Source organism: Thermoanaerobaculia bacterium, from assembly GCA_035260525.1.
Taxonomy (GTDB): Bacteria; Acidobacteriota; Thermoanaerobaculia; order UBA5066; family DATFVB01; genus DATFVB01.
The window spans coordinates 1-17,065 of sequence record DATFVB010000071.1 but is presented as its reverse complement, the minus strand read 5'-3'; the positions used below and the strand labels follow the sequence as shown (position 1 = coordinate 17,065).

Annotated in this window: 15 protein-coding genes and 1 pseudogene; 9 read left to right on the top strand and 7 right to left on the bottom strand. The window is 68.5% G+C overall.

Features of this window, described 5'->3' with window-relative positions; all coding sequences use genetic code 11:
* Positions 1-1,292, bottom strand: a 1,292-nt coding sequence (locus tag VKH46_03395; protein HKB69860.1) for an amidohydrolase family protein, incomplete at its 3' end; no start/stop codon positions are given.
* Positions 1,293-1,510: 218 nt separating this feature from the next.
* A complete protein-coding gene (gene purF, locus VKH46_03390) occupies positions 1,511-2,929 on the bottom strand; it encodes an amidophosphoribosyltransferase (GenBank protein HKB69859.1) in 1,419 nt (472 codons plus the stop codon).
* Positions 2,930-3,164: 235 nt separating this feature from the next.
* On the opposite strand from purF, the gene VKH46_03385 reads away from it, so the two are divergent.
* From VKH46_03385 to VKH46_03360, 6 genes and pseudogenes are all read left to right on the top strand, one after another.
* A complete protein-coding gene (locus tag VKH46_03385; GenBank protein ID HKB69858.1) occupies positions 3,165-3,629 on the top strand; it encodes a flavin reductase family protein in 465 nt (154 codons plus the stop codon).
* A 176-nt stretch (positions 3,630-3,805) separates the two neighbouring features.
* A complete protein-coding gene (locus VKH46_03380; GenBank protein HKB69857.1) occupies positions 3,806-5,530 on the top strand; it encodes a CRTAC1 family protein in 1,725 nt (574 codons plus the stop codon).
* 53 nt (positions 5,531-5,583) lie between these two features.
* A complete protein-coding gene (locus VKH46_03375) occupies positions 5,584-5,817 on the top strand; it encodes a type II toxin-antitoxin system Phd/YefM family antitoxin (GenBank protein ID HKB69856.1) in 234 nt (77 codons plus the stop codon).
* Positions 5,814-6,203: a type II toxin-antitoxin system VapC family toxin gene (locus VKH46_03370; GenBank protein HKB69855.1), complete on the top strand. Its 390-nt coding sequence runs from the start codon at positions 5,814-5,816 to the stop codon at positions 6,201-6,203. Before VKH46_03375 ends, VKH46_03370 begins: the two co-directional genes overlap by 4 nt.
* A 111-nt stretch (positions 6,204-6,314) precedes the next feature.
* Positions 6,315-6,554 carry a hypothetical protein gene (locus VKH46_03365; GenBank protein HKB69854.1) on the top strand — a complete coding sequence of 80 codons (240 nt, stop codon included), beginning with the start codon at positions 6,315-6,317 and terminating at the stop codon, positions 6,552-6,554.
* Positions 6,551-6,775, top strand: a pseudogene (locus VKH46_03360) (VapC toxin family PIN domain ribonuclease). The gene VKH46_03365 and the pseudogene VKH46_03360 overlap by 4 nt, the downstream one beginning before the upstream one ends.
* On the opposite strand, the gene VKH46_03355 reads toward VKH46_03360, so the two are convergent.
* Genes VKH46_03355 through VKH46_03340 form a run of 4 tightly spaced genes read right to left on the bottom strand, consistent with a single transcriptional unit; the run spans position 6,721 to position 13,833 of the window.
* Positions 6,721-6,981, bottom strand: coding sequence for a hypothetical protein (locus VKH46_03355; protein ID HKB69853.1), 261 nt, complete (start codon positions 6,979-6,981; stop codon positions 6,721-6,723). The pseudogene VKH46_03360 and the gene VKH46_03355 sit on opposite strands and share 55 nt — an antisense overlap.
* Positions 6,978-8,753: a CRTAC1 family protein gene (locus VKH46_03350; protein ID HKB69852.1), complete on the bottom strand. Its 1,776-nt coding sequence runs from the start codon at positions 8,751-8,753 to the stop codon at positions 6,978-6,980. The genes VKH46_03355 and VKH46_03350 overlap by 4 nt, the downstream gene beginning before the upstream one ends.
* Positions 8,750-10,639, bottom strand: a complete 1,890-nt coding sequence (locus tag VKH46_03345; protein ID HKB69851.1) for a CRTAC1 family protein — start codon at positions 10,637-10,639, stop codon at positions 8,750-8,752. The genes VKH46_03350 and VKH46_03345 overlap by 4 nt, the downstream gene beginning before the upstream one ends.
* Positions 10,636-13,833: an FG-GAP-like repeat-containing protein gene (locus tag VKH46_03340; GenBank protein ID HKB69850.1), complete on the bottom strand. Its 3,198-nt coding sequence runs from the start codon at positions 13,831-13,833 to the stop codon at positions 10,636-10,638. Before VKH46_03340 ends, VKH46_03345 begins: the two co-directional genes overlap by 4 nt.
* 50 nt (positions 13,834-13,883) lie before the next feature.
* Between VKH46_03340 and kdsB the strand changes: the two genes are divergently transcribed.
* The 3 genes from kdsB (at position 13,884) to VKH46_03325 (ending at position 15,842) form a co-directional block, all read left to right on the top strand.
* Positions 13,884-14,603 (top strand): 3-deoxy-manno-octulosonate cytidylyltransferase, encoded by a 720-nt coding sequence (gene kdsB / locus VKH46_03335; protein ID HKB69849.1) that lies wholly within the window; start codon positions 13,884-13,886, stop codon positions 14,601-14,603.
* A 189-nt stretch (positions 14,604-14,792) separates the two neighbouring features.
* Entirely contained in the window at positions 14,793-15,428 is a 636-nt protein-coding gene (locus tag VKH46_03330) for a hypothetical protein (protein HKB69848.1), read from the top strand.
* Between the two features lie 135 nt (positions 15,429-15,563).
* The gene (locus tag VKH46_03325; GenBank protein HKB69847.1) at positions 15,564-15,842 is read left to right on the top strand and encodes a hypothetical protein; all 279 of its coding nucleotides are present in this window, start codon (positions 15,564-15,566) and stop codon (positions 15,840-15,842) included.
* 105 nt (positions 15,843-15,947) lie between these two features.
* Here the strand turns inward: VKH46_03325 and VKH46_03320 are convergent, their stop codons facing one another.
* On the bottom strand, positions 15,948-16,607 hold the full coding sequence (locus tag VKH46_03320) for a hemerythrin domain-containing protein (GenBank protein HKB69846.1): 660 nt from the start codon (positions 16,605-16,607) through the stop codon (positions 15,948-15,950).
* Positions 16,608-17,065: the final 458 nt, after the last annotated feature.

Sequence of the window (17,065 nt, the reverse complement as noted above, 5' to 3'; positions counted from 1 at the left end):
TCGTACCGGCTCCAGGCGACCCGCCCCGCCTTGAAGACCCGCTCGATCGAGCGGGTGTTGCGGATGTCGCGGAGGGGGTCGTTTTCGAGCACGACGAAGTCGGCGCGTTTGCCGGGCGCGATCGTTCCCCGATCGGAGTCGGCGCCGAGCGACCGGGCGGAGACGAGCGTCGCCGCGCGGATCGCCTCGAGCGGCGTCCACCCGGCGCGCACGAAGTCCTCGAGCGCGAGATGGACTCCGGCGCCCGGAAACGCCCACATGTCGGTGCCGAGCGCGACCTCGACGCCGGCCGCTTTCAGCTTCGCCGCGTTGGCGTAGAGGACCGGAAGCCGGCTCGAGACGTACGCCGCGTTCGGGTAGCGCTTCCGGTACGTCTCGAAATACGCGGCGCTCCGGTATCGGGCGAGCGTCTTCTTCGGGAGCGATTCCCGGATGCGGGGATCGGAGAGCGCGCGGGTCATGAACGCCGGCGGATCGGCGAGGAAGTCGAAGATGTCGAACGTCGGGACGTAGAAGACGTGCCCGTCGCGCATCCGGCCGGCGAGATCGTCGGGGACGGGCGCGTCGAGAATCCCGTGGGCGAGCACGGTGGCGCCGTCGGCCACGGCGTCGGAGGCGTCGGCGAGCTCGGGAGCGTGGACGGACACGCGAAGCCCGAAACGGCGCGCCTCGGCAATGAGAGCGGATCGCACGGCCGTCGCGATCTTCGGAAGCCTCGGCAGCGGATCGCGGCACCACCCCATGTCGTCGTCCATGACCTTGATCTCGGCCGAACCGAGATGCCGCGCGAGGTCGACCGCGGCGCGGGCGGACGCGGCGTCGGCCGGGAAGCGGTCGAGGTCCGGATCGGGAGGCTCGTCGGACCACCACCCTCCGCGGATCGTGAAGATCGGCGCCGCGGGAAAGAGCTCGGGAGTGCGGCGGCGCGAGCGGGAGCGTGCCGCCGCCTTCGCCGCCGCCCGCGCGCCCTCCGCCATGAGGCGCGCGGAGGTCACGCCCCAGCGGATCATCGCCCTCGTGTCGGCCGCCGACTCGACGTGGACATGCGCGTCGACGAAGCCGGGCACGATCCACTTCCCCGTCCCGTCGACGACGCGGACGCCGCGGGCGAGCGCGCCCCGGCCGCGGCGCGCGGCGACGGTCGAGACGTCGACGAACCGCCCGTCGCGAACCAGGATCCAGGAATCGGGCACCGGGGCCGCGCCCGTTCCGTCGATCAGGATCGCGCCGGTGACGAGGATCGCGGAGGGCTTGACGCGCGGAAGCTTCGCGGCGGTGACAGGAGCGGTCAAGAAGGCGGCGAGAAGAGCGACCGCAGATCGTCCTCCCCCGAAGCTTGTCCCCGCGAAAGCGGGGAGCGGGGAACCAGGACGGGTCGCTGGATTCCCGCTTTCGCGGGAATGACAGGAGGCAAGGAACGAGGAATGACAGGCGGCAGGGAACGAAACACGCGTGGAATTGAAAACGGGGGCTTGCTTTGGCCGAATCGATTCTCCCTCAACACCCGATTTCACGACCCGACTTCGAGGCCCGCGGGCTGCTCCGAGATCTGCTCCTCGGGCTCCGCCTCGGCCTCCGGGATCTCGACCGGGTACTTCCCGGTGAAGCACGCCGCGCACGTGGCGTGCTCGGGACGGCCGAACGCCTCCATCATCCCCTCGGTCGAGAGATAACCGATGGTGTCGGCGTCGACGAAAGCGCGAATCTCCTCTACGTTCGAGTGGGACGCGATGAGCTCACGTCGGGTCGGCGTGTCGATCCCGTAATGGCAGGAGAAGCGGGTCGGCGGCGAAGAGATCCGCAGATGAACCTCTTTCGCTCCGGCATCGCGCAGCATTTTCACGATCTTCTTCGACGTCGTGCCGCGCACGATCGAGTCGTCGATGAGCACGATGCGCTTCCCGGCGACGACCTCGCGCACGGGGTTCAGCTTCACCTTGACCCCGAAGCTCCGAATCGCCTGCTTCGGCTCGATGAACGTGCGGCCGACATAATGGTTGCGGACGAGCCCGAGGGCGAGCGGGATCCCCGACGCCCGCGCGTAGCCGATCGCGGCGTACGTGCCCGAGTCGGGCACCGGCACGACGATGTCGGCCTCGACGGGATGCTCCTTCGCGAGCCGCTCGCCGAACGCCTCGCGGGAAGCCGCCACGGATTTTCCGAAGACGAGCGAGTCGGGGCGCGCGAAATAGACGTGCTCGAAGACGCACGGCGTCGGGCGGGGGAAGGCGTACCGGATGGACTCGACGCCGGCGTCGGTCAACTTCACGATCTCTCCCGCCTCCACGTCGCGCACGTAGGTCGCGCCGATCAGATCGAACGCGCACGTCTCCGAAGCAACGACGGGCGAGCCGTCGAGCGTCCCGAGGACGAGCGGACGGAACCCGTTCGGGTCGCGGGCCGCGAGGATCTCGTTCTGGCCGAGGACGACGATCGAGAACGCCCCGCGCACCTCGCCAAGCGCCTCGACGAGCGCCGAAGCGAGCCCGTCGCGCCTCGCGCGGGCGACGAGGTGCAGGATCATCTCGGAGTCGGAGTTGGTCGTGAAGAGAGCGCCCTCTTCCTCGAGGTGCGCGCGGATCTCCTTCGCGTTGACGAGGTTCCCGTTGTGGGCGAGCGCGAGCGGCCCGCGCCCCGACGAAAAGACGATCGGCTGCGCGTTGGAGAGCGAGGAGTCTCCAGCGGTCGAATAGCGGACGTGCCCGATCGCCGATTTCCCGGGGAGCCGCGACAGGCGGGCCTCGTCGAAGACGTCGGCGACGTAACCCATCTCTCTCTCGATGAAGAGCTTGCCGTCGTCGATCGACGCGATGCCCGCCGATTCCTGTCCGCGATGCTGGAGGGCGTAGAGACCCAGGTAGGCGAGGTTGGCGGCATCCGAGTGACCCCAGACGCCGAAGACGCCGCACTCGTCTTTGAAGCCGCTCACTGTCGTATTTTAGCACAGGGGAGCGTATCGCCCGAACGACGCGGCGAGCCGGAGGACCGGGACAACGGACCGGCACGCGCGAGCCGGGAGCATGGCCCCCGGCTCGCGGCTCGCAGACTCGAGACGGCTACTTCTTCTCGGCTCCGTGCATCTTCTGCATGCGTTGCATCATCGCCCGATAGACGGCCGTGCGACCCGGCGGAAATGGCCTTAGCATTCGACCCGAGGAGGGACCATGGCCAAACCGAAGACCCCCCTTTCGCAGATCTCGTACGGCCTCTACGTCGTCGGGACGCGCGGGCGCGAAGGCGACCACGCGATGACGGCAAACTGGCTGACGCAGGTCTCGTTCGAGCCGGAGATGGTGGCGCTCGCCGTCGAGAAGGAGGCGGCGACCCGGCAGCTCATCGAGGAGTCGAAGGTGTTCGCCGTCTCGATACTCAAATCGGGCCAGAAGGACACCGCGGGGCATTTCGCGAAAGCCGACAAGCGCGGAATGGAAGGACACCGGCTCATGACGAAGACGACCGGCGCGCCGGTCCTCGCGGACGCTTCGGCCTACATCGACTGCCGCGTCGTGGATTCGAAGCCGATCGGCGACCACGTCGTGTTCTTCGGCGAGGTGGTCGACTCGGGGATGATCGATCCGAACGCCGAGGCGCTGACTTTGCAGGAGACCGGCTGGCGGTACGGCGGGTAAGGCGCGGCGATGCATCGAGCCGGGCGGGTGCGTGCCGGCAGGATCGGTGCCGCTCTGAGGCGACTCGTACCAGTCGTCCCTGCGAAAGCGGGGACCCAGTGGGCGAATCTCGTCTGGATTCCCGCGTCCGCGGGAATGACAGAAAGAGACGCCGGGGCTATAAACTTTCGCTCCGCATGAGAAAAAGCGCTGTTTGCGTCCTGATCGTCTCCGGCCTCGTCGCGGCCTGCCGGAAGGCCGCGCCGCCGCCCGCCGCGAGGATCGCTCCGGTGGTCGAGGCGAAAGTCCCGCCGGTCCGCTTCGAGGACGCGACGGCGCGGACCGGAATCGCCTTCACGCACGTCAACGGGGCGTCCGGAAAAAAGTGGATGCCGGAGACGATGGGCGGCGGCGTGGCGATCTTCGATTACGACAACGACGGACACAACGACGTCCTGCTCGTCTCGTCGGCATACTGGTCCGGCGACCCGCGGGGGCGCTCGCAGAAATCGTCGCTCGCGCTGTACCGCAACGAAGGGAGCTCGCCGGAAGGCGTGCCGCGCTTTCGCGACGCCACGGCGGCGGCGGGGCTGGAGAAGGTCCTGTACGGGATGGGCGCGGCCGTCGGCGACTTCGACGGCGACGGCTGGGAGGACCTCTACGTGACGGGACTGGGGAACATGGGAGGGAACCGGCTCTTCCGAAACGTGCACGGCCGCTTCGAGGACGTCACGAAGAGCGCCGGCGCCGGCGATCCCGGATGGGGAACGTCGGCGGCATTCTTCGATTACGACGGCGACGGAAAGCTCGACCTCTTCCTCGCCCGCTACGTCGACTGGAGCCCGGGCAAGGACATCTTCTGCGCGCTCGACGGCGTTCACAAGTCGTACTGCACGCCCGAGCGCTACGACGGCAACTCGTCGCGTCTCTTCCACAACGAAGGGAACGGGCGGTTCCTCGACGTCACGAAGGCGGCGGGGGTCGGAACCACCAACGCGAAGGCGCTCGGCGTCGCCCCGTACGATTACAACGGCGACGGAAAGATCGACCTCGCGGTCGCCAATGACACGGCGCCGAACAACCTCTATCGCAACAACGGGGACGGCACGTTCACCGACGTCGCCGTCGAGACGGGGGTCGCCGTCAACGAGGCGGGCCGCTCGCGGGGGGCCATGGGCATGGACTGGTCCGACGCGAAGCCGGGCGGCGCGGCGCTCGCGATCGGCAACTTCTCCAACGAGATGAAATCGTTCTACTGGACCGACACCGGAGACGTGTTCCTCGATCTTTCCGCGTCCTCCGGAATCGGACGCGACTCGCTGCTGTCGCTCACCTTCGGCGTCTTCTTCTTCGACTACGACCTCGACGGCCGCTCCGACCTCTTCTTCGCCAACGGACACGTCGAGAACTCGGTGCAGGAGGTCCAGAAGGCGGTCGCCTATCGCGAGCCGCCGACGCTCTACTGGAACGCCGGAGAGGGGCGGATGTCGGACGCGACGGGCGCGGCCGGTCTTTCGATCCCGCTCGTGGGGCGCGGAGCGGCGTACGGAGACCTCGACGGCGACGGCGACCTCGACGTCGTCGTCGTCGAGAACGGCGGTCCGGCGCACGTCTTCCTCAATCGGCTCGATCAGCCCCGGCGGAGCCTTCGCATCACGCTCGAGGGCGCCGGGAAGTCCAACCGCGACGCGATCGGCGCGAGGGTGACGGCAACCGTCGGCGGAAAGCCGCAGGTGCGGATGGTCTCGACGGCGAAGTCGTACGCGTCGGCCTCGGAGAAGACGCTGACGTTCGGCCTCGGCGCGAGCCCGGCTGCGGAAGCGGTGGAAGTCGTCTGGCCGGACGGGACGAAGGCTGGAGTCAAGAGTCTCGGCCCCGGGCGATATCGGTGGGTCGAAGGAAAGGAAATCGAAAAAATCTGATGACCCGAAGACGATATTGACTTAGTCTGATGACTTAGCTAATATTACTTTCCATGAAGACGGTGAACGTCCACGAGGCCAAGACCCACCTTTCGAAGCTCCTGAAGCGGGTCGAAAAGGGCGAGGAAATCGTGATCGCCAACGCTGGAAAGCCCGTCGCAAAATTGGTCCAGATTTCCGGGCTCCCGCAGAAACGAACGTTCGGAAGCGAAGCGGGACGATTTCATGTTCCCGAGGATTTCAACGACCCGCTTCCCGACGACATCCTCGACGATTTTTACCGTTGAGGGTACTCCTCGACACTCATGCCTGGCTGTGGCTGTTGAGCGCGCCGAAACGCATTGAATCCTCGACGCTTCGAGTTCTGGAATCGCCCGACAACGAGCTCTACCTGTCGGCCGTGAGCTCGTGGGAGATCGTGATCAAACACGCGACGAAGAAGCTCGACCTTCCCGGAGCGCCCGCCGAGTTGATGCCCGAATGGATGGAGACTACGGACGTACGTATACTGTCGATCGACTTCGGCCACACCCTCGACGTTGCGTCGCTCCCCCTCCATCACCGCGACCCCTTCGACCGAATGCTGATCGCTCAATCGCGCATCGAGGACATGCCGATCGTCACACGAGATCCCGCCTTCGACGCCTACGACGTCGAGGTGATTCGGGCGTAACGGCCGGCTCATGAAGGATCGCTGACCGTCCCGTTCGGGGAGCGTCGAAGGCGGCAATCGATCACGACGGCCGGGCGCCCGGCATAATTATGGCTGTTTTATTGTGGCGCCATGAAGCGAACGACGGTCATGCTCCCCTCGGAGCTCCACGAGAAGGCGACGCGCTATGCCGCCAAGCGGAAGGTTTCGCTCGGCCACCTGCTCCGGACGTCGCTTCGGGAATCGCTCGACCATCCCGCGCCGGCCGGGCAGAAAGATTCTCTCTGGCAGGATGACGCCGTCTTCCGCGGTCGCACCCCCCGCGATCTCGCGCGTCATCACGACCGGTACCTCGAGAAGGAAGACGTTTGATCTTCATCGACACCGGGGCGTTTCTGGCTCGATACCTCTCTTCCGACACTCTCCACTCCCGCGCGGCGCGCGCCTGGAAGGAATTGGAACGCCGCAAGCCGAGGAAGATCTTCACGAGTCACGACGTCCTCGACGAGACGCTGACACTGTTGGCCAGACGTGCGGACTATCCCTTCGCCGCCGAACGGGGAAGGCGTTTGTACGATTCCGAGACCCTCGAGATTCTGCATGCGGACGCCGCCACGGAACGGTCCGCGATCGCGTTGTTCGAGAAATTCGCCGACCAGCGGGTAAGCTCACCGACTGCCTGTCGTTTGCGCTCATGCGCCGGCACGATGTCCGGCGCGCCTTCTCTTTCGATCGTCATTTTGCCGCCGCAGGATTCGAGCTCTGGCCCTGACGGATTGCTGAAAAGCGCCGGATTCATTTTCCAGCAGCCTTTCGAAGCCGCCTCAGCGGCTTTGCCGTCTCCCCTTTTCGCACCTTCCACGCGCCCGCCGCGAGGTCGCCGAGGTCCTGGATGGCGCCGTCCGGCCAGCGAATCGCCGCCGCCGCATGCGTCGCGCTCCCGATCCCGAAGTGCAGCGGCAGCCACGACCCCGATGCGTACGACGGCGCCACGAAAAACGACTTCGGCCGTCCCCCGACCGTGACCACGGCGCCGAGCACGGTCTTCCGGTCCGCGCCCGCGGCCGGGAGCACCTCGATCGCATGGCCCGCCGGCGCCGCGTTTCTCAGGACGACGGCCGGCGCGTCGATCGGGTTGTAGGCGAGATCCGGCCTTCCGTCGCCGTCGAAGTCCGCCGCCGCGAGACCCCGCCCGACGAAACAGAGACGCCCGAGATCTCCCGCCACGGCCGACACGTCCTCGAACTTCGGCTCGCCGGGCCGCGAAACGTTGCGGAAGAGGAACTGGCGCTGGGCGTAGCTCTTCTCCCCGACGGCGAAGTTCCTTCCCTTCGGGTTGATCCAGGAGCCGACCACGGTCCAGAAGCGCGGGAGGATCTGGCCGTTCGACACGGCGAGGTCGTCGCGCCCGTCGTTGTCGTAGTCGAGCGCGACGGCTCCCCACCCCGAGAGCGGGATCGAGGGATCGCGGTCGCCGCCGAACGCGGCGCGGTCGCCTTCCTCGAAGAGCTGCCCTTCGAGGTTGCGGTAGAGCGTGTTCGGCTCCGCCGCGTAGTTCGTGACGAAGAGGTCGGCACGGCCGTCGCCGTCGAGGTCATCGGCGACGAGCCCCATGCCCGACCGCGTCTTGCGCCCGAACGCCGTGATCCCCTCGGACGGATAGCCGGTGCCGGTCTCCTCCGAGACGTCGCGGAAGCGCCCGCTCCCCTCGTTGTGGAAGAGGGTGTTGCGCCACTGGTCGTTGGCGACGTAGAGATCGGTCCGGCCGTCGCCGTCGTAGTCGAGGGCGGCCGCTCCGATCGTCTTGGAGCCCGGGTCGGCCGTTCCGGAGTCGGCGGTGACGTCGGAGAAGCGGAGATCTCCCAGTCCGCGGAAGAGCGCGTTGTCCTGGCCCGGATAGTCGTCCGGCGTCTTCACTTCGAATCCGATCTTGCCTTCGCGGACCGGATCGGTGTCGAGGTAGTTCCCCTCGTACACGTCGGGAATCCCGTCGCCGTCCGCGTCGAACGCCGCGAGGCCGATCGTCATCTTCCCGCTCTCGAGCCCCGAGCCGCTCACGAGAGCGAACGTCCCGTTCCCGCCGTTGCGCCAGACGGTGTTCCCGCCCGAGTTTCCGACGACGAGATCGGGGAAGCCGTCGGAGTCGAGGTCCGCCCACATCGCCGAGATCCCCCAGCCGCACGCCCGGATGCCGGAGCGCTCCGTCGCGTCCTCGAACGTTCCGTCGCCCCGGTTGCGGTAGAGCTTCGCGCAGTCCTCGAGACGGCCGGGGCGCGTGTTGACGCCGTTTTTCGCGTGCGCGATCTGCGTGACGAAGAAGAGGTCGGTCCACCCGTCGCCGTCGTAGTCGGCCGCCGCGACGCCGCCCCCCATCGTCGGAATCAGCTTCGCGTCGAAGAAGTCCCCGTGGAACCGGAATCGCACGCCGGACTCCGAAGTCGCGTCGCGGAAGAGGGTCCCGGTGACGTGCGTCCGGCGGGAGCTCTCTTCGCGGAACACGATCTTCCAGGCCGCCGCGATCGCAATCGCCGCGACGAGTCCGACCGCCAGCAGGATTCGCAGCGCTCTCAATGCACCATCGGCGCGGAAGGACCAGGGTTGTCGTTCCCGCGAAAGCGGGAACCCAGCCGGGATTGGACCCCCGCTTCCCCGGGGGCGACGCCCGGCTCAGATTTCAAACGTGATGCCGGATCGACATCTGACAACGGGTCTGCCCTTGATTCAGGGTGGGTATCGGGCGGCGGGACGGCGGCGGATCGGTTGGCCGGCCGGAACTTCCTAACCTCGGTCAGTGCGCCGTCGCGAAGCCGGTACAGCCGGTCGGCTGCGACGTTCGTGACCGTCCAACGCGGCGCGGATTCGCCGGGCGGAACGATCTCGATCCTCTCGACGCGCGCCGACGCACCGAGACCGAAATGGAGGGGGACCCACGATCCGGAGGCGTAGGAAGGCTGCACGATGAACTCCTGTGCCTGCGTCTTTCCGGCGGCGGTGACGCGCACCTTCGTGCCGAGGACGGTCCGCCGGTCCGTGCCCGGCACGGGAAGGATCTCGATCGCGTGACCCGCTTGCGCCGTCGCGTTCCGGAACACGCGCGCTCCCCCGGAGATCGCCGCCACGGCGAGATCGAGCCGTCCGTCGCCGTCGAAATCGGCGACCGTCGAGCCGCGGGCGCAGAGCCGCGTCCGGCCGAGATCTCCCGAGCCCGCGGCCGCGTCCTCGAACCTCGTCCCGGCGTTGCGCCAGAGGGTGATCGGCTCCCGATACGACTGGTCCCCCTGGAACATGTCGGCGAGATGCCGGTGGTTGAAGAGGCCCGCGATCTTCGCCAGGAGGTGCGGCACGAGATGGCCCGAGACCGCGTAGAGGTCGGGCCGGCCGTCGTCGTCGAAATCGGCGAAGTGCGTTCCCCACTCGACGTACGGCCACGACTGGCGGCCGGCGCCGAGTTCTTCGGTCGCGTCGTCGAAGAGCTCCCCTTCGACGTTTCGGTAATACGTGTTCGTCTCGCCCGAGAAGTTCGTGACGTAGAGATCGGGGTGGCCGCTCCCGAAGGGATCCCCCACCGCGATGCCCATGCCGGCGCGCGCCTTCCCGCCCCGCGCCCCCGCGCCCGCCGGATCGGTGACGTCCTCGAAGCCGCCGTCCCCGCGGTTGCGGTAGAGCCGGTTCGAGACGCGGTCGTTGGCGACGAAGAGGTCCGGCCTGCCGTCTCCGTCGTAGTCGAAGAAGACCGCGCCCGTTCCCTTTCCGCCCGCGTTGTCGCCGCCGGACCGGGCCGTCGCGTTCTCGAACCGGCCGTCCTCCCGCTGGCGGAAGAGGATCCCCGTCTCCCCCGCGTAGTCCTCCGGCATGCGGATCTGGAACTGGGGAAACGCGCGCTCCTTCTCGGGCGTCGTCTCGAGATACCCGAGGAAGTAGAGGTCGGTCCGTCCGTCGCCGTCGACGTCGCCCGCGGCGACGCTGATCGTGAACTGGCGTCCGACGTCGATCCCGAGCGCGCGCGTGACGTCGCGGAACGTCCCGTCCCCCCGGTTCCTCCAGACGCGGGTGCAGTCGACCCCCGCGACGACGAGGTCCGGAAAACCGTCGGAGTCGACGTCGACCCAGTGCGCCCCCATGGTCCAGCCGCAGGCGCGGATCCCCGAAGCGGCGGTGACGTCGGCGAACGTCCCGTCTCCGCGGTTGCGGTAGAGGACGCCGCACGGGCCCTTCTGCGGCTTGTTCGCGTTGGCCACCGTGCCCGTGAAGAAGAGATCGACGAACCCGTCGCCGTCGAAGTCCGCGGCCGCGACGCCGCCTCCCATCGTCGCGATCATCCGGCCGCGCCTCAGATCGGGGTCGAGCTTGATGCGCACTCCCGAGGCCTTCGTGGCGTCGGAGAACGTCAGGGGGCCGGCGCGCGCCGACGGCGCCGCGGCCCAGAGCGCGACGGAAACGAGGACGGCCCGGTTCAACGCAGCGCGGGCTCCCCGAAGTCCCGGACCCACGCGTCGAACGCCGCCGGCGAGACCGGGCGGGTCACCCACTCGTCGAGGAAGCGCGGATGGGGGAAACGCTCCCCCTCCGGGTACGGATACGCCGTCATCGCGTGGAAAGGGTACGGGCCGACGGTCGTCCCGGCGACGGTGTTCTTGTCGAAATCCTTGTCCCAGCCGTCCGAGACGAGCACCCAGTCCCTCCGCCACCCGGCCCGAAGCGGCGGCAGCCCGCGGGCGTCGTACTCGATTCGCACGGCGTCGCCCCCCGCAAACGCCACCCAGCGGTCGTCGGCGTCCGAGAGAAGCGGCGTCACGTCGCCGTAGCGGGTGAGCCGCCCGGGAACGTCGGCCCAGTGCGGCGAAGGGTCCACGGCGTCGTGGTCGAAGAGCTCCGGGCCGTCGTCGGCCTCGCGGTAGCGCCGTGAGAAACCTCGGAACGCGAGCGTGGCGCGCGCCGGGGAAAGCTCCGTCACGCGGGTCTCGACGGGAGGATCGTCGACCGTCACGAACGCGGCGTCCCACCAGACGGCCATCGTCGTCCGGATCCGCACGCGCGGGTCGCGCGGATCGACGATCCCGGTGAGATCGACCGGCATCGTCTTCGTCTTCCCGGCCGGGAAGCCGAAGGACTCCATCGCGACGCGCCAGCCTCCCTTCCCGTCGGGCACCTCGAGGAGCGGCGCCAGCGGGTGAATGTCCCGCCGCTGGGAGATCGCGACGTTGATCGACGTGTCGGTATAGAAGATCCAGCCCTCGAGGTAGAGCATCACGCGGGCGCCCGGAGGGATCGGCCCGAGGTCGAGAACGAGGGAATGCTCGGTTCGCACGCCCTGGTACGCCGTCGCACGGCCGGGGACGACGTAGCGATGGTCGGCGGCGTCGAGCAGGCGCGTCACCTCCTCGCCGTCCTCCCGGGCGCCGCGAACGGGACGGGGACGCGCGACCGTGAAGATCTTCTTCTCGAGAACGCCGGGAACCATCCGTTCGTTCGGCACGATATCGGTGCCGGCCGGGTGGTCGACCGCGAGCAGCCGCGCCATGTCGAGGAACGCCGCTTCCCAGAGCTCCTCGGTGTAGTCGAGCGAGAGGACGCCGTGCGCGTCGGGGGCGAGCGCTCCTCCGTCGATCTTCAGCCATTCGCGGGGATCGGCCCCGGCGAGGTGGACGCCGTCGTAGAGGAGCCCGATCGGGGCGCGGCCCAGGGCGTCGGAGACGAAGCTCCACTTTCCGGTCCTCCCGTCGAGCGCGTAGACGAACGGGCACGAGCCCTTGAGCTGCTGCACTTCCTTGACCGTGGATCGGCCCTTCTGGTCGATCAGGTTCTGGGGGATCCCGTTCGTCCAGACGCACCGCACGACGTCGGCGCGCGCGCGCTTGCCGAGGCCGAAATGCGTCGCGAGCGGCGAGACGGTCTGCACGGCGTAGAGGTTCCCCGCCTTGATCTCGACGAGCGATCCGACCCCGCCCCGGTTGACTTTTCCGGAGCCGGAAGCCAGCCCTTCGAGGACGACGTCGAGCCAGTTGTTGGCGTTGCCGCCCGCGTTTTCGAAGAGCCGCATCCGCCCGCCGCCGGAGACGGCGAGGTCGAGATCGCCGTCCCGGTCGGCGTCGATCGCCGCGATCGCGTCGACGCGGCCCACGCCGCGCGGCGCGACCGGCCACCCGGTGAACGTGTCGAGGCCGGCGTTCCGAAAGAAAACGAGACCGGAGTCGCCGCCGACGACGACGTCGGAGAAGCCGTCGTTGTCGAGGTCGGCGAGCACGACCCGCCGGGGGGTGAATCCCGCGGGAAGCTTCGCGAGATCGCCGCCGGCGGCGCGCTCGAACTTGCCGCCGCCGCGGTTGACGAGGAAGACGAGCGCGGTCTTCGTCGCGACGACGATATCCGGAAGGCCGTCGGCATCGAGATCCCCCGCCGCGGCGTCCACCGCCCCTTCGACGGGGAGCGACACGGTCTCGAAGGGTCCCTGCCGCAGGTTCGAGCGGATCTCGGCGCCCCCCCGGGCCGTCACGCAGAGGAGGTCCGGATCGCCGTCCCGGTCGGCGTCCACGGCGACGACCCGCGAGGAAGAGAATCGCGGATCGCCGGTCGCCGCGGTGACGTCGGTCCAGGAGCCGTCGAGGTTGTTGCGCAGGAGGCGGTCGGGGCCTCCGGAGCCGAAGAGATAGACGTCGAGATCGCCGTCCATGTCGAGGTCCGAGAAGACCGCGTCCCGGAAGGGGGAGGGCACCGCGTAGATTTCGGGCCGTCCGTCGTTTTTGAGATCCACGCGCCGCGCCAGAGCGTCGGGATCGAGCTCCCGTCCGGCGCGCTTCTCGGAGAACGACACCGGAACCGGGGCGCCGGCCTTCGGCCGAAGGCTCTCCTCGAAGGCGGCCGAGAAGCTCTCGAGCGGCAGTCCCGCGACGTCGGTGTAGAGCTCGGAGAGCGACTGGCGATACCGGTCGGTCACCCGGAGGAGGTTCTCCGCGATGCGGAACTTGATCCCCGCCTCGGCGAGCTTGCCCGCGCGCAGGAGCTCGCGTCCCTCGCCGAGGTACTTTCCGACGCGGGGTTCAGGCGGAGAGAGGATCTTCTCGAGAGACGCCTCGGCTTCGCGCGCGCCCGCCGCGTCGCCCGCCTGGATCCGGACGAGAAGCAGCTTCGTCCACGCGGGGACGTTCGCCGGCGACTCGCGCACGATCTCCCGGAGATACCGGGCCGGCGTCGCGAGGTCCGATTTCGCCGCCGGGTCGATCTCGGCCGAGCGGATCCATCGCCACCGCGACTCGAGGTCGCGCGGCGAGAGCGCCGCCGCCTTCGCGAGCATCGCCCGTGCGCGGGCGGAGTCGTTCTTCGCCTGCGCGATCGCCGCGGCGATCGCGAAGAGGTCGGCACGGGGAGGGGCGGCGGATTCCGCCCGGGAGAGGAGGCGCTCGGCCGCCGGCGCGTCGCCGGCGCGGAGCGCCGCGACGGCGCCGTCCGCCCAGGGAAGCGGCTCGGCGGGGACGAGCTCCGCGAGCTTGCCGAACGTCGACTGCGCTTCCCGGTACTTTCCTTCCTCGAGCTGCGCGAGGCCGGTGTTCTTCCGGGCGAGGATTTCGGCCGCGCGTTCCGGAGAGAGCGCCGCCGCCGCGAGGGCCGCGGCGGCGGCCGCGGCCGCGGCGGCGAAGACGAGCCGGCGCTTCATGCCGCGATCTTATCCGGAGCGGCCCGGCCGCTGCGGTAACATCGCTCGCGATGAAAGTGATCGGCGTCATCCCCTCCCGGCTCGCCTCGACGCGGCTCCCACGAAAGCCCCTCGTCTCGATCGCGGGGAAGTCGATGGTCGAGCGGGTGTACGACGGGGGGCGCGGCTCGACGCGGCTCTCGCGGCTGATCGTCGCGACCGACGCGCCGGAGATCTACGAGCACTGCCGCGCGCGCGGCATGGACGTCGAGATGACCTCTTCCGACCACGTCTCGGGGACCGATCGCATCCGGGAGATCGCCGCGCGCTTTCCCGCCGACGTCTACGTCAACGTCCAGGGAGACGAGCCGATGGTCACGGCCGCCCACGTGGACGCCCTGCTCTCGCTCTTTCGAAGCCCGGAGGTCGCGATCTCGACGCTGGCGCTGCCGCTCGACGCCGCCGCCGCCGGCGACCCGAACACCGTGAAGGTGGTCACGCGTCTCGACGGGCGCGCCCTCTACTTCTCGCGGGCCGCGATCCCCTTCGACCGCGACCGGAGCGGTCCCGAGTACCGCAAGCACCTCGGCTTCTACGCCTACCGGCGCGACGCGCTCGAACGATTCGCCGCTCTTCCTGCGTCGCCTCTCGAGATCGCCGAGCGCCTCGAGCAGCTCCGGTTCCTCGAAAACGGCATCGACATCCACGTTGCCGAATCTCCCTCCGACACCTGGAGCGTCGACACCGCCGAGGACCTCACGCGGGTGGAGCGTCACTTTTTCGAACGGTGACCGCCGGGCTCGCGGAGCTCCCGCGCGCCGCCCCGGCTGATTCGCGTAATACGCTGCCGAATAATGACTTGTAAATCCTGACCGTCGGGGGCGCGAGCCCGTTGCGGCATCCCGATTGCTGCCTTCTTCCGATGAGTTCCGGGCGGACTTTCCGGTCCGGAAATACGGAAAACCTCGAAAGGAGGCCGCATGAAAACGAAATCGCTTCTCCTGATCGGCGCCGCCATCGGAGTGTGCTCGCTCGCCGGCGCTCAGAGCGACGAGCCGTCGAGAGCCGTTCCCGATGAGGGCGTGCCCACCCAGACGACCACGACCACCACGCGAACCACGTATCGCGGCTCGATCGTCCGCTACGAGCCCGGTCACCAGATCGTGCTTCGAGAGGGAGGCCGCGAGGTCAGCTTCATCCTGACGCCCAACGTCGAGCTTCCGAGCGACGTCGCCGTCGGCCGCGAGGTGACCCTGACGACCGAGCCCGGGACGACCACCGTCTCCCGGATCGTCACGAACGACACGGACGCCGAGGGACGACCCCGCCAGACCACCGAAACCCGACAGATGGACGAGCAGGGCAACATGACCACCACGCGGGAAACGACCGTGTACGGCACCGTGAGCGCCTACGAGCCGGGAAGGTCGATCACGATCGAAGGCCATCACGGCAAGAAGGTGACCTACATCATGACCGACGAGTCGCAGGCGCCGAGCTCGATCCGCATCGGAAAGAAGGTCCGGATCTACACGGTCCCGGTCCGGTCCAGCGAACGGCCGGTCGTCAAGCGCATCACCGTGACGGAGACCACGAATCCACCCGACCAGCGATAGGAGCCCTGACGATGCTTTCGAACGCCCGCCGCGAGGCGGGCGTTCTTTTGCCGCGTGCAAGAATATCCGCGGGAGGACGAACGTTCGAAGAGCCGTGACGATCTCTTTCCCGGGCGCCGGAAGCGGTCCCCCGCGATGACGGAGCCTCGGCGGCGCCGCCGCCGGCCGCTGCATCAGGCGATCCGCGACTGGCCGGGCGCGGTCCGCATCACGCTCGCGGTTCTCTGCCTCCTCGTCGGCCTCGCCGGGGTCGTGATCCCGATCCTTCCCGGCTGGCCGTTCCTTTTCGTCGGTCTCGCGATCCTTACGACCGTCTTTCCGGGACTCCAGCGCTTCTGGCGAGCCCGCATGCGGAAGCATCCGAGACTCCGCAAGGTCCTGAAGAAGGTCCAGACGAAGAAGCCCAACGCGTAGGACGCAAGCGCGGCGATCCGCGCCTTCGGGTGGCCGGCAAGCGGCGCTTCGCCGATGTGCTTCAGGCGACGCCGCCGGCGCGGCCGGCCGGATGACGGGCGCTCCTCAACTCAGAAGAAACGCCTCCATCGGAGCCCACTTCTCCTTCCACGCGAACGGCACCAGCTGCTGCGTCACGACGGGCGGCATTTTCGCGGAGAACGCGGCGCGGTCGGCCGGCTCGAGATTGTGAAGCATGAACGGCACGACGAGGTAGTCGGGCCCGGAATTCTCCTGAGCATAGCCCCCGAGCGCCTGCGCGAGCTCTCCCTGTTCTGCGCCGCTGAAGGCGGCGTCGATCGTCTCGCCGCTGAAGTGCTCCTCCTCGACGGCGATGTGGGCATGCCAGAGCTGGTCGACCCGGTCGAGCGCTCCGAGCAGCCGGCCGAGCCAGACGGATGCGGGAAGGCCGGCGAGCGCGCTTTCGACCGCATCGTCGGCGGCGGCGAGAGCCGGCAGGAGGTCCCGGTGCTCGCGGTCGAGCTGGTCGTAGGGAGCGTGCGGAATCCGCTCGCGGAAGCGCGGGAAGGCGAGATGCTCCTCGGCCCCGTGGTGGGCGCCAAGCGTGGCGAGCAGGGCTCGCGCGTAGGAGACGTACCCTTCCCGCGTCCTCGCGTCCGGGAAATCCGTCCGCGCGAACACGGAGCCGCGTTCCCGCGCGACGGATATACCGCGCGTGATGATCCTGTGTATCCGGAGCAGATCGTCGGCGAGCTTCTCGGCCATAGTGAGCGCTTTCTACCGAAATCGAAGAGCGACTTCAAGGCTCCGCGCCATTTGCGTCGTTCGATCGGGTTTCGGCCGCGGCGCCGCGGCGGCGGCACGCGTCTTCTCCCGAGCCGTCACCCCGGTCCTCGCCGAGAACCACACTGCGGAAATCGGCTCCCGATTTCCGCAGCGCTGCTGCTGCTGTCGGTCGGTGACGTACGGCAAGCGGTCAAGGCGCGGCACGGTGAGGATTCCACCGGCAAGCCGCGCCGGGGTCGTGCGTCCCGTCCCACGGCTCACCGCCAGCGATATCCCGGAGCTTCCCCTCGGGCCGATGCCCCCGGCGGAGTGGTTGTCGGATTGCCGGGTCGCGACGGCGGGTCGCGGACCCTTGAGCGAGGCGCTGGACGACGTTCCGAGGAGAGAGGCGGGGACGCGCCGAGCGGTCAGGGCGCGGCCGGGATCGATGGTATCGA